The 13,278-nt window shown below is 60.2% G+C and carries 12 protein-coding genes; all 12 read right to left on the minus strand.

Going from position 1 to position 13,278, the window contains the following annotated elements:
- Positions 1 to 9: 9 nt before the first annotated feature.
- The 12 genes from RF819_RS06285 to RF819_RS06340 all read right to left on the minus strand — a co-directional run bounded on the left by RF819_RS06285 (position 10) and on the right by RF819_RS06340 (position 13,218).
- The gene (locus RF819_RS06285; protein WP_078364186.1) at positions 10 to 291 is read right to left on the minus strand and encodes an STAS domain-containing protein; all 282 of its coding nucleotides are present in this window, start codon (positions 289 to 291) and stop codon (positions 10 to 12) included.
- 2 nt (positions 292 to 293) lie between these two features.
- On the minus strand, positions 294 to 950 hold the full coding sequence (locus tag RF819_RS06290) for an MlaC/ttg2D family ABC transporter substrate-binding protein (RefSeq protein ID WP_078364187.1): 657 nt from the start codon (positions 948 to 950) through the stop codon (positions 294 to 296).
- An 18-nt stretch (positions 951 to 968) separates the two neighbouring features.
- Complete coding sequence (locus RF819_RS06295) at positions 969 to 1,727, minus strand: MlaA family lipoprotein (RefSeq protein WP_078364188.1); 759 nt, start codon at positions 1,725 to 1,727, stop codon at positions 969 to 971.
- 20 nt (positions 1,728 to 1,747) lie between these two features.
- The gene (gene mlaD / locus RF819_RS06300) at positions 1,748 to 2,227 is read right to left on the minus strand and encodes an outer membrane lipid asymmetry maintenance protein MlaD (protein ID WP_078364189.1); all 480 of its coding nucleotides are present in this window, start codon (positions 2,225 to 2,227) and stop codon (positions 1,748 to 1,750) included.
- 84 nt (positions 2,228 to 2,311) lie between these two features.
- Positions 2,312 to 3,094 carry a lipid asymmetry maintenance ABC transporter permease subunit MlaE gene (gene mlaE / locus RF819_RS06305; protein ID WP_078364190.1) on the minus strand — a complete coding sequence of 261 codons (783 nt, stop codon included), beginning with the start codon at positions 3,092 to 3,094 and terminating at the stop codon, positions 2,312 to 2,314.
- Positions 3,091 to 3,909 (minus strand): ABC transporter ATP-binding protein, encoded by an 819-nt coding sequence (locus tag RF819_RS06310; protein WP_078364191.1) that lies wholly within the window; start codon positions 3,907 to 3,909, stop codon positions 3,091 to 3,093. Before RF819_RS06310 ends, mlaE begins: the two co-directional genes overlap by 4 nt.
- Positions 3,910 to 3,997: 88 nt before the next feature.
- Positions 3,998 to 5,464: a glutamate synthase subunit beta gene (locus RF819_RS06315; protein WP_078364192.1), complete on the minus strand. Its 1,467-nt coding sequence runs from the start codon at positions 5,462 to 5,464 to the stop codon at positions 3,998 to 4,000.
- 27 nt (positions 5,465 to 5,491) lie between these two features.
- Positions 5,492 to 10,222, minus strand: coding sequence for a glutamate synthase-related protein (locus RF819_RS06320; RefSeq protein ID WP_078364193.1), 4,731 nt, complete (start codon positions 10,220 to 10,222; stop codon positions 5,492 to 5,494).
- A 176-nt stretch (positions 10,223 to 10,398) separates the two neighbouring features.
- Positions 10,399 to 11,103, minus strand: a complete 705-nt coding sequence (locus tag RF819_RS06325; RefSeq protein ID WP_078364194.1) for a transposase — start codon at positions 11,101 to 11,103, stop codon at positions 10,399 to 10,401.
- 25 nt (positions 11,104 to 11,128) lie between these two features.
- Positions 11,129 to 11,596, minus strand: a complete 468-nt coding sequence (locus tag RF819_RS06330; protein ID WP_242472910.1) for an outer membrane lipoprotein — start codon at positions 11,594 to 11,596, stop codon at positions 11,129 to 11,131.
- A gap of 28 nt (positions 11,597 to 11,624) precedes the next feature.
- The gene (locus RF819_RS06335; protein WP_078364195.1) at positions 11,625 to 12,632 is read right to left on the minus strand and encodes a class I SAM-dependent methyltransferase; all 1,008 of its coding nucleotides are present in this window, start codon (positions 12,630 to 12,632) and stop codon (positions 11,625 to 11,627) included.
- On the minus strand, positions 12,613 to 13,218 hold the full coding sequence (locus tag RF819_RS06340) for a DUF1415 domain-containing protein (protein ID WP_078364196.1): 606 nt from the start codon (positions 13,216 to 13,218) through the stop codon (positions 12,613 to 12,615). The genes RF819_RS06335 and RF819_RS06340 overlap by 20 nt, the downstream gene beginning before the upstream one ends.
- Positions 13,219 to 13,278 lie beyond the last annotated feature (60 nt).

The following is a 13,278-nucleotide window of genomic DNA, read 5'->3' on the forward strand; positions in this document are numbered from 1 at the left end:
GCCGCTATTTTACCGGGGGGTCTGCCGCCTGTCGGGCAGCAGCTCCTCAATGCCATACAAACGCGCCAGATCGGTCAAGCGCTGTGGCAGCTTGGTCACCGAAAAGGTTTTGCCCAGTGCCAGCGCATCGCGGCGCAAGGACAGCAGCACCGCCAGCGCTGCCGAGTCAAAACGCCCCAGCTTGGTCGCACTGACCACCACCTCGGCAGACTGATTGGGCACAGCTGCCGCCAGCTCAAGCAGACAGGCGCTGGCGCTGGTGTGGGTCAGTTGGGCAGGCAGCTCAAGCACATTTACCCCTTGCTGGCCTTGGTGTCGCCAGCGGCATTGGATTTGTTGCGCTCACTCAGGGTGGCGATCAGGCCGTCAATGCCTTTGGCATTGATTTCCTGCGAAAACTGGCTGCGGTAGGTGTCCACCAGCCAGACACCCAGCACGTTGAGGTTAAAAATCTTCCAGCCAGCGCCCTCACCCGGGGTTTTTTCCAGGCGGTAGTCCAGTTGCACCGGGTCACCACGGCCATGGATCAGGGTGCGCACAATCACTTCCTTGTCGTCTGGCGCATAGCGCATCGGTTTGATGCTGAATGTCAGGTTTTTGGCCTGGCTCATGGCGCCGGAATAGGTACGCACCAGCAGGGTCTTGAACTCGGCCTGCAACCGTGCGCGCTGCTCAGGTGTGGCCTGGCGCCAGGCGGGGCCCACGGCGGAGGCAGTCATGCGCTGAAAGTTCAGGTTGGGCATGATCTTCTGGTCCAGCAACTGCATGATGCGCGCCACATCACCGGACTGCACCGCTTTGTCTGACTGGATCAGGTCAATGGCCTCTTTGGTCAGCCGCTGGATCAGCGCGTCAGGGGCTTCGTCAGCCGCCCAGGCCGAGCCAACATGCCAACCCAGAAGGGTGGTACCGATCAAAGGCAGGCTACTCAGCAAAAAACGTCGTTTCATCGTGATTCCATCCAAAATTTATTGACCAGTCGCATCGTTGGCAGGCACATAAGCGTCTTCATCCGGCGGGTTGCCGTCATACACCTGGTTGCGCCTGCGTTGCAAATACGCATCGCGGGTAAAAGCATAGGGGTCCAGGGCCACTTCGTCGAGCATGCGCGAAGCATCCAGCAACTGCGAGCGCCGGTCCACCAGGTTCAGGACCGTGGCTGAATTGCGCGTGGGCACATGGTCCACATGCGACACCACATTGCCCGTCATGTCCACCGGCAAGGCGGCAGTGTCACGCACCGTGGAGGGCCCTACAAAAGGCAAAACCATGTAGGGGCCGGCACCCACACCCCAGCGCCCCAGGGTCTGGCCAAAGTCTTCGGTGTGGCGCTCGATACGCATCTCGCTGGCGATGTCGATCAGACCACCCAGACCAAACACGGTGTTCACCCCAAAACGCACGATGCTGTTGCCAGCACCCTCACCCTTGAGCTGCAGCGTGTTGTTCACAAACGACCACAGGTCTTGCAAGTTGTAGAAAAAATTGCTGACGCCGGTGCGCACGGGTGATGGCAAGACGTCGCGGTAAGCGGTCGCCACCGGTTTGATCACCGCACGGTCAACCGCATCGTTGAAACCGTAGACACCGCGATTGAATGGCTCCATCGGGTCGCGCGGGTTGGCATTGGGGCCGGTGGCGCAAGCGCTGAGCAACAACACCGCCGCCACCAGCATCAAGCGGGTGGTGAAACGCGGGGTTCCCTGAGTGATTTTTTTTGTATTCATGCTTGGAGCTGTCCCTTCAACTATTTGCTGGTTTCAGGCGCCGCAGGTTCTGCTGCTTTGCTGTACAGAAACTGGCTGATCAGATTCTCCAGCACCACGGCCGATTGGGTGCTGGAGATGACGTCTCCTTTTGCCAAGTTTTTATCATCTGCACCGGCTTCGATGCCCAGATACTGGTCACCCAGCAGGCCACTGGTCAGGATCTTGAGCGAACTGTCCTTGGGAAACACATACCGGTCTTCCAATGCCAGGGTGACACGGGCCTGGAACGACTTGTCGTCAAACGCGATGTCTTCCACCCGGCCCACCACCACACCGGCACTTTTGACCGCCGCCTTGGGCTTGAGGCCACCAATGTTGTCAAACTTGGCGGTCACCATGTAAGTCTTCTGGAAATTGAGGCTCAGCAAATTGGCCGACTGCAGTGCCAGAAACAGAATTGCGACCGCACCCAGCAGCACAAACATCCCCACCCAGACATCATTCTTTGAACGTTGCATTCAAACCCCTTCTTTCTTATTGGTTAACACTCGGTGTCGTGTGCTGCGATCGTGCTGCAGCCCCACACACCTGTTGTGCATTTGTCATACCGTGAACATCATCGCGGTCAGGATGAAGTCCAGGCCCAGTACCGTCAGCGACGCCATCACCACCGTGCGGGTGGTGGCCTTGGCCACACCTTCGGGCGTGGCCTGCGCGTTGTAACCCTGCAGCAGCGCAATAAAGGTCACCGCCACCCCAAACACAATACTCTTGATGACGCCGTTGCCCAGGTCCTGGAACACATCCACACCACCCTGGATCTGGCTCCAGAAGGCGCCACCATCCACCCCGATCATCAACACCCCCACCACCCAGCCACCAATGACACCGGTGGCGCTGAACATGGCCGCCAGCAGCGGCATGGTGATCACACCGGCCCAGAAACGTGGCGCCAGCACCCGCTCAATCGGGTCGACCGCCATCATTTCCATCACACTGATCTGCTCACCGGCTTTCATCAAGCCGATTTCAGCGGTCAGCGAGGTACCGGCACGCCCGGCAAACAGCAGGGCTGACACCACCGGCCCGAGTTCACGCAACAGGCTCAGGGTCACCATCAAGCCTAACGACTCGGCGGAGCCATAACGTTTCAAAACGTAATAACCCTGCAGCCCGAACACAAATCCGACAAACAGCCCGGCCACCGTGATGATCGGCAGGGAATAGTTGCCCAAAAAATGGATCTGGTCACGCACCAGCACATTGCGTTTGAACGCGTAACCCACCGTTGCCAGCAGCCGGCCAAACAGGCGTGCCGCATAACCCATGGCATCCAGATGCCTGCGCACAGCAAAACCAATGTCTTTGGGCTGGTACCAACTCATGCCTGCACCTCGCCACCAAAATCCTGTTTCACACTGGGCCCCGGGTAATGGAAATGCACCGGCCCTTCTGGCAAGGCGTGGACATATTGGTGCACCAGCGGGTCGGTGCTGTGGCGCACCTCATCGGGCGTGCCCTGGGTCGCGATTTTGCCGTTGGCCAAAATGATCACCTGATCCGCAATCGCAAAGGTCTGCTCCAGATCGTGCGAGACAAAAATGCTGGTCAGGCCCATGGCGTCGTTGAGCTCCCGGATCAGCGTCGCGGCTGTGCCCAACGAGATCGGATCCAAACCGGCAAAGGGTTCGTCGTACATCACCAGCTCCGGGTCAAGCGCAATGGCACGCGCCATGGCAACACGCCGCGCCATACCACCCGACAGGTCACTGGGCATCAAATCGCGTGCGCCACGCAAGCCCACGGCATTGAGTTTCATCAGCACGATGTCTCGGATCAGGGCATCCGACAGATCGGTGTGTTCACGCAGCGGAAAGGCCACGTTTTCAAACACACTGAGGTCGGCAAACAGGGCGCCAAACTGGAACAACATACCCATGCGCCGCCGCGCCGTGTACAACTCGGCCTGGGTCATGTGGGTCACATCCTGCCCGTCAAACAGGGCCTGGCCTTGTTGCGCACAGATCTGGCCACCAATCAGGCGCAGGATGGTGGTTTTGCCACCGCCCGAGGCGCCCATCAAGGCCGTGACCTTGCCACGCGGGATGTCCAGCGAAATATCGTCCAGGATCACACGTTCACCGTAGCCGAAGCTCAGGTGACGTATTTCAACCAGTGAATGTGAAGAAGTGGCGGTCATGGGTCTTGGGGTCGGGGTAAACCCGAACCCTTGATCATAAAGGAAAGCCCCTGGGGCCGCCTGGCCACACCTGGTCGCGGTCTGCCACTCAACGTGGCAGGTCGCTGAAACCCATCAAAAACTCGTCGATGGCGCGGGCTGCCTGGCGGCCTTCGCGGATGGCCCACACCACCAGGCTCTGCCCCCGGCGCACATCGCCAGCGGCAAACACCTTGGGCACATTGGTGGCGTAACCGCCCACAAAGTCGGTGCTGGCCTTGGCGTTGCCACGGGCGTCCTTCTCGATACCAAAGGCATCCAGCACGGTGGCAACCGGGTTGACAAAACCCATGGCCAGCAGCACCAGATCGGCCTGGTAGGTCTTTTCGGTGCCGGGAATTTCGACCATCTTGCCGTCTTTGAGTTCGATGTGAACCGTCTTCAAGCCGGTGAGTTTGCCTTTTTCACCGATGAATTCCTTGGTGGAGATGGCGAACTCGCGGGTGCAACCCTCGTCGTGGCTGGAGCTGGTACGCATCTTCATCGGCCAGTAGGGCCAGGTCATCGGGCGGTTTTCTTGCGCCGGGGGCTGTGGCATCACCTCAAACTGGGTGACACTGACCGCACCATGGCGGTTGCTGGTGCCCACACAGTCTGAGCCGGTGTCACCGCCACCAATCACGATCACATGTTTGCCGTCGGCGCGTAACTGGTTTTTTAACTTGTCGCCCGCATTGACCTTGTTTTGCTGCGGCAGGAATTCCATCGCAAAGTGGACCCCGTCGAGATCGCGCCCAGGCACTGGCAAATCACGCGACTGTTCCGAACCACCGGACAGCAGCACCGCATCAAACTCGGCCTGCAGCTGCGCGGATGAAACGGTTTCCTTGGCCCAGTTGGTGACCTTGCTGCCCTTGGGCAGTGCGCCCACCAGCACACCGGTGCGGATCGTCACACCTTCAAGCTTGAGTTGCTCGACCCGGCGGTCAATGTGTGACTTCTCCATCTTGAAGTCCGGAATGCCATAACGCAGCAGACCACCGACGCGGTCGTTTTTCTCGAACAGGGTCACATCGTGGCCCACGCGTGCGAGCTGCTGCGCCGCCGCCATGCCAGCCGGGCCGGAGCCCACCACCGCGACTTTTTTGCCGGTCTTGTGTTTGGCAGGTTGGGGTTTGACCCAGCCCTCGGCCCAAGCCCGGTCAATGATGGCGTGTTCAATCGACTTGATGCCGACCGCGTCATCGTTGACATTGAGCACACAGGCCGCTTCACACGGCGCCGGGCAGATGCGCCCGGTGAACTCGGGGAAGTTGTTGGTGCTGTGCAACACGTCGATGGCGTTTTGCCAGTCGGCTTGGTACACCAGATCGTTGAAGTCCGGGATGATGTTGTTGACCGGGCAGCCGTTGTTGCAGAACGGCGTGCCGCAATCCATACAACGGGCGGCCTGGGTTTTGGCCTGGGTGTCGTCCAGACCAATCACAAACTCTTTGTAATTCTTCAAGCGCTCGGGCACCGGCTTGTAGCCCTCTTCGATGCGCTCGTATTCCATGAAACCAGTGACTTTTCCCATGATGTGTTCCTGATACGTTGGTCTGCTTCAGACTTTGGACGCTTCTTTTTTCGTAGCTGTATGCGCAAGCTCAGAAAGGGCTAAAGCCGCTTTTCTTGCATGAATCTCACCCAGGGCGCGTTTGTATTCGAGCGGGAACACTTTGACGAACTTCTGGCGGCTGACGTCCCAGTTGTCGAGCAACTCGCGTGCGCGCTTGCTGCCGGTCCAGCGGTTGTGTTCTTCGAGCAGCTTCTTGAGCTGGGTTTCATCGGCCAGACCACGGTGCCAGTGTTTTTCATTGATGGTGAGCTTTTGCTCGTCCACACCGAGCACCTTCTCCAGCGACACCATCGCGGTGTTGCAGCGTTTGGCGAACTGGCCGTCTTCGTCATAGACGTAGGCGATACCGCCGCTCATGCCCGCGGCAAAGTTGCGCCCGGTCTTGCCCAACACCACCACGGTACCGCCAGTCATGTATTCACAACCGTGGTCACCTGTGCCCTCCACCACCGCCGTGGCGCCAGACAGGCGAACCGCAAAACGCTCGCCAGCGACGCCGCTGAAGAAGGCCTCACCACTGGTGGCACCAAACATCACGGTGTTGCCAACGATGGTGTTTTTGGTGGATTCACCGCGGAAGTCGATGCTTGGGCGCACCACAACACGGCCGCCAGAGAGGCCCTTGCCGGTGTAGTCGTTGGCATCCCCAATCAGGTACAAGGTGATGCCCTTTGCCAGGAACGCACCAAAGGACTGGCCACCGGTGCCCTCCAACTGGATACGGATGGTGTCGTCGGGCAGACCTTCGGGGTGCACCTTGGTCACCGCGCCCGAGAGCATGGCGCCCACGGAACGGTTCACATTGCGTGCCACCTCGATGAACTGGACGCGCTCACCCTTGTCAATCGCTGGGCGGGATTTGGCGATCAGCACGTTGTCGAGCGCCTTCTCCAGACCGTGTTCCTGGTTTTCGATGTGGAACTTTGGCACATCGGCTGCGACGTTGGGCATCGCAAACAGGCGGCTGAAATCCAGGCCACTGGCCTTCCAGTGCTCGATGCCGGAGCGGGTGTCGAGCAGGTCGGCGCGGCCGATCATGTCGTCAAACTTGCGGATACCCAACTGGGCCATGATCTGGCGCACTTCTTCGGCGATGAAGAAGAAATAGTTGACCACATGCTCGGGCTTGCCAGAGAACTTCTGGCGCAGTACCGGATCTTGCGTCGCCACGCCCACCGGGCAGGTGTTGAGGTGGCACTTGCGCATCATGATGCAGCCTTCGACCACCAGCGGCGCGGTGGCAAAACCAAACTCGTCGGCACCCAGCAGGGCGCCAATGACGACATCACGGCCGGTTTTCATCTGACCGTCGGTCTGCACACGGATGCGGCTGCGCAGGCGGTTGAGCACCAGGATTTGCTGGGTCTCGGCCAGGCCGATTTCCCAGGGGCTGCCGCAGTGTTTGATGGACGACCAGGGCGAGGCACCGGTACCACCGTCGTGCCCGGCAATCACCACATGGTCAGCCTTGCACTTGGCCACACCGGCGGCGATGGTGCCCACACCGATCTCGGACACCAGCTTGACACTGATGGAGCTGTGCGGCGCCACGTTTTTCAGGTCGTGGATCAGCTGTGCCAGATCTTCAATCGAGTAAATGTCATGGTGCGGCGGCGGCGAAATCAGGCCGACACCGGGCACCGAGTAGCGCAGTTTGCCGATGTACTCGGACACCTTGCCACCTGGCAGTTGACCGCCCTCGCCCGGCTTGGCGCCCTGCGCCATCTTGATCTGGATCTGGTCCGCGCTGCTGAGGTATTCAGCGGTGACACCAAAACGCCCGGACGCCACCTGCTTGATGCGCGAACGCAGCGAGTCACCGTCTTGCAGTGGCATGTCGACCTCGACCACATCGGCACCAATCACACTCTTCAGGCTGTCGCCCTTCTTGATCGGGATGCCTTTGAGTTCGTTGCGGTAACGTGCGGGGTCTTCACCACCTTCGCCGGTGTTGCTCTTGCCGCCAATGCGGTTCATGGCCACGGCCAGCGTGGCATGGGCCTCGGTGGAGATGGAGCCCAGCGACATGGCGCCGGTGGCAAACCGTTTGACGATCTCTGCAGCGGACTCGACCTCATCGACGGAAATGGCCTTGGCCGGGTCGATCTTGAACTCAAACAGGCCACGCAGTGTCATGTGGCGCTTGCTCTGGTCATTGACGATCTGGGCGTATTCCTTGTAGGTGTTCCAGTTGTTGGCGCGGGTGCTGTGTTGCAACTTGGCAATCGCGTCCGGCGTCCACATGTGTTCTTCACCGCGGGCACGCCAGGCGTATTCACCACCGGCATCCAGCCGGGTGGCCAGCACCGGATCGGGACCAAACGCTTCCTTGTGACGGCGAATGGCTTCCTCGGCAATCTCGAACACGCTGATGCCTTCAACCCGACTCGGTGTGCCGGTGAAGTATTTCTCGACCGTGGCGGTCGACAGACCGATGGCCTCAAACAACTGCGCGCCGCAGTAGCTCATGTAGGTGGAGACACCCATCTTGGACATGATCTTGGACAGGCCCTTGCCCACCGCCTTGACGTAGTTGTAGATGGCTTTGTCCGCACTCAGGTCACCCGGCAGGTCTTTGCAGATGCTGGCCAGCGTTTCCATGGCCAGGTAGGGGTGAACCGCCTCGGCACCGTAACCGGCCAGCACACCAAAGTGGTGGACCTCACGCGCCGAGCCAGTCTCCACGACCAGACCGGCAGTGGTGCGCAGACCTTCACGCACCAGATGCTGGTGGATCGCGGAGAGCGCCAGCACCGCCGGAATCGCCACCTGGGTGGCGTTCATGGCGCGGTCACTGATGATCAGGATGTTGTGGCCGCCCTTGATGGCGTCCACCGCTTCGGCACACAACGATGCAAGCTTGGCCTCGACCCCTTCACGGCCCCAGGCCAGCGGGTAGGTGATGTCCAGGGTGTAACTGCGGAACTTGCCTTGGGTGTGTGTGGCGATGTCGCGCAGCTTGGCCATGTCGGCAAAGTCCAGCACCGGCTGGCTGACTTCCAGGCGCAGCGGCGGGTTGACCTGGTTGATGTCGAGCAGGTTGGGCTTGGGACCAATGAAGGACACCAGGCTCATCACAATTGCTTCGCGGATCGGGTCGATCGGCGGGTTGGTCACTTGGGCAAACAGCTGCTTGAAGTAGTTGTAGAGCGGCTTGTTCTTGTCGCTCAGAACGGCCAGCGGGCTGTCGTTGCCCATGGAGCCAATCGCTTCTTCGCCGTTGGCGGCCATCGGGGCGATCAGGAACTTGATGTCTTCCTGCGTGAAGCCAAAGGCCTGCTGGCGGTCCAGCAAGGTGCTGCCGGACTCGTAGGCACTGGCCGGCTCGCTGCCACCAGGGACATCCCCCAGGCGGATGCGCAAGTTCTGGATCCACTGTTTGTAGGGTTTGCTGTTGGCCAGGCTGGACTTGAGTTCCTCGTCCTCGACCATACGACCCTGCTCCAGGTCGATCATGAACATCTTGCCGGGCTGCAGGCGCCATTTGCGCACGATCTTGTTCTCGGGGAAGGGCAACACACCCGACTCGGAGGCCATCACCACCAGGTCGTCGTCGGTGATGCAATACCGCGAGGGGCGCAGGCCATTACGGTCCAGCGTGGCACCGATCTGGCGGCCATCGGTGAACACGATGCTGGCCGGGCCATCCCAGGGCTCGAGCATGGCGGCGTGGTACTCATAAAAGGCGCGGCGGCGCTCGTCCATGCCGGTGTTTTGTTCCCACGGTTCGGGAATCATCATCATCACCGCCTGGCTGATCGGGTAACCGGCCATGGTCAGCAACTCCAGGCAGTTATCGAAGGTGGCGGTGTCGCTCTGGCTGGCAAAACTGATCGGGTAGAGCTTTTTGAGGTCGTCACCGAGCACCGGTGAGCTCATCACACCTTCGCGGGCTTTCATCCAGTTGTAGTTGCCCTTGACGGTGTTGATTTCACCGTTGTGCGCCACATAGCGGTAGGGGTGGGCCAGCGGCCACTCGGGGAAGGTGTTGGTGGAGAAACGTTGGTGCACCAGACCCAGGGCCGAGACACAGCGCGGGTCCTGCAGGTCCAGGTAATAGGTACCCACTTGATCGGCCAGCAGCAAGCCCTTGTAGATGACCGTGCGGCTGGACATGCTGGGCACGTAATACTCTTTGCTGTGTTTGAGCTTGAGCGCCTGGATGTGGGCGCTGGCGGTCTTGCGGATCACGTACAGCTTGCGCTCGAGCGCATCCTGCACGATCACATCGGTGCCACGGCCAATGAAGATCTGGCGCAGGATGGGTTCTTTTTTGCGCACATTGGGCGACATCGGCATGTCGCGGTTGACCGGCACATCGCGCCAGCCGAGCAAGACCTGACCTTCGGCCTTGACCGCACGTTCCAGCTCCTGCTCACAGGCCAGACGCGAGGCGTGTTCCTTGGGCAAAAACACCATGCCCACACCGTACTCACCGGGTGGCGGCAGGGTCACCCCTTGGGCCGCCATTTCTTCGCGGTACAGGGCATCGGGCAGCTGGATCAGGATACCGGCACCGTCACCCATGAGTTTGTCGGCACCAACCGCACCCCGGTGGTCGAGGTTTTCGAGGATCTTGAGCGCATTCTTGACGATGTCATGTGACTTGACACCTTTGATATGGGCCACAAAACCCACACCGCAGGCGTCGTGCTCCTGGGCGGAAGAATACAAACCATGGTCCTGGAGATGCTGGATCTCGGCTGCCGTCGTCATGGGGCGCGCTCCTAAAAGTATCGAAAAGGGCTTGACTGTACCGCATTGCAACAAGGATGCCAAAGCAATTAATAGGGGTCAGATCCCAATTACAAATTATCCTACTTTCAGAAAATTAAATTAGGGACACATTAATAAACATAGCAATAATCTCTTTTAATTTAAGGGCCAGAGCCCTATTTGATGATTATTTTGGGGGCGGAAACGGGTCGCCCGGCGGCTTTTTTGACCACACGACGCTCGGTGTGTTTTTGTAAATTAGCCACAAAATCCGGCTCACCCAGGGCCCAACCGGCCAAGGTGGACTCAGTCAGCGCCGCCTGTTGCACCGAGTTGATGCCTGAGCGCACCAACTCGGCGTAAGCGGATTCACGGGCAAACGGGGTGTTGCCCAGCTGCCAGAACAAGGCGTGCGGCGTGATCAGCCGATCCACCCGCTGCCCCAGGCAATGCCCATGGCTGGACCAGGGGTAGTCCTGGGCCTGCGCCACCAGACCGGCGCGCACCGGGTTGAGGTCCATGTAGACCATACAGGCCAGCAGATAACGCTCAGGCTGGATCACGGTTGAGCGGTAACGCCCTTCCCACAAGGTGCCGCTACGTTGCTGGTTTTGGTTGAAGTACCGCACATAACTGCGCCCCACGGCCTGCATCAGTTTGGGCAGACCGTCGGCGGTCTTGGGGGTGGCCAGCAGATGGAAGTGGTTGTCCATCAGCACATAGGCGTGGATCAACACCTCATAACGGGGTGCCTGTTGCGCCAGCAGGTCCAGCCAGAAACGGTAATCCGCCGCGCTGGCAAAAATGGCCTGGCGGTTGTTGCCACGCTGGATGATGTGGTGTGGCCAGCCCGGCAGGGTCAGGCGCGGCAGTCGGGCCATGGCTCTGACAAAAACCGACCCGCGTTTACTTGGGGGCCTTGGTCACACGCACCTTGCCGCCAGTGGTGACAATGATCACCGAGTCACCCGGCACCAGGGTTTCACTGCCCTTGGCCTGCACAATGGCGCGGCGTTCACCCCCTTTGAGCTGGATCAGCAGTTCATTGGCTTCTTCACGGGTGGCCATACGTTCGATGGTGTTGCCGGCCACGGCACCAGCCACGCCCACCAGCAGGCCGATCACTTGGCTCTCACCGCCGCCAGCACCCCGGCTGGCGCCCGCCACCGCGCCGGTGACGCCACCCACGGCCGCACCAATACCGCTCTGGCTGCCATCCACGGTGACAGTGCGAATCGACAACAGCACCCCATCTTGCACTTGCGACATGCGCTGGGCATCACCGCGCTGGATCACGTCCGGGCTGCTGGTGGCGCAGGCGCCCAGGGCCAGCACCAAGGCGGTGGACAAACCCATTTTCATGAGTGTTTTCATGCTTCTCTCCAAAAAAACGCTTTCCCATTCAAACCACTTCGCCCAACAAAGGCGGCACGGCATTGTCCGGCAAGGATGTAAAGCGTGTATGAAGCAGGGACAGCAGGCCAAACTCGGCCAGCAGGCTGCGCAGCCGTTCGGCGCTGGCGCGTTTTCTGGCGCCGGTGTAACGCGCGATGATCAGCTCGTTTTTCATGCTGTGCTCCCAGCCCACCAGTTCGGTCACCGTGACCTGGTAACCACAGGCCTCCAGGTACAGGCAGCGCAGCACATTGGTGATCTGGCTGCCCATTTCGCGTGTGTGCAAGGGGTGGCGCCACAACTCGGCCAGCGGAGTGCGTGACAAAGACAGCGCCTTATGCTGGCTCAGCACCCGCGCCACCTCGGCCTGGCAGCAAGGCACCAGCACCATCACCCGCGCCCGTTTTTGCAGACCAAAAGCGATGGCATCGTCGGTGGCGCTGTCGCAGGCATGCAAAGCGGTGACCACGTCGATGCGCTCGGGCAAACGGCTTGACTCAGTCGACTCGGCCACCGTCAGGTTCAAAAAGGACATGCGCTCAAAACCCAGGCGGCTGGCCAGCGCCTGCGACTTCTCCACCAGCTCGGCGCGTGTCTCGATGCCGTAGATGTGGCCCAGGCCTTGCTGCCTGAAAAACAGGTCGTACAGGATGAAGCCCAGGTAGGACTTGCCCGCGCCGTGGTCAGCCAGGGTGAGCCCGGCGGGGCTGGTGTAAGCGCGGATGTCGTCCGTTGGGTTGGGCGCCCTCACCTGCTGCGCCAGCTCCAGCAACAGCTTTTCAATGAACTGGTAGAGGTGGTAGACCTGTTTAAGTTTGCGCCGCGAGTCCTGGTTGAGTTTGCCCTCGCGCGTGAGGATGTGTAACTCCTTAAGCAACTCGATCGACTGACCCGGGCGCAGTTCGTCGGCCAGGGGATGGGGACTGGGCGGCGTCGCGCCAGAACGGCCTGCGGCTCGCGCAGAAGGACGATCGCCCGGCTTTGGGCGGTGGGTGTCAGGGTGTTTGGAGGTCATCCGGCGATGATGCCACGTCCTGCGTCGCCGCTGACGCCGGGCTGGCGTCCACCTGCAAGGCTTGCCAGCCTGCCAGACCGAGGTTCTCCATGGTCTGCATATTGGTCTCAAAAATCGTCTGCGGGTCGGGAAAAGCCGCCACCGCGCGGTCAATGCTTTCCTCGCGCAGCAAATGCAGGCTGGGGTAAGGTGATCGGTTGGTGAAGTTGGTGATGTCGTCCAGCTTGGTGCCGGCAAACTGGTACTGCGGGTGCAGGGAGGCGATCTGCAACACCCCGTCCAGATCCAGATCGACCAGCGCCTGATCAGCCAGGTCGAGGAAATCGTTGTAGTCCAGAAAGTCCTGCAAACATTCTGGCGCTATCAACAACGTAGTATCTCGCTCTTTGGCATCCAGGGCTTGAAGCTGTTTGAGCTCGTGAATCAGATCCACCAACAACGCCTCGGGTGTGGTGGCGTGGCTGACGGCGTAATGAACCTGGCGCTTGACATGCACACTCTTGGCAAACGGGCACAGGTTCAGGCCAATCACCGCGCGCTCCAGCCAGGCCACGGTATCGGCCACCACGGTTTGGTCATCCAACATGTGTGTTCTCCTGAAGGCTTAGGCTGGCTGCGACCTGGCGCTCAAAAAACTGCGGCCTGC

The sequence above is a fragment of the Rhodoferax fermentans genome (assembly GCF_002017865.1).
GTDB classification, from domain to species: Bacteria; Pseudomonadota; Gammaproteobacteria; order Burkholderiales; family Burkholderiaceae_C; genus Rhodoferax; species Rhodoferax fermentans.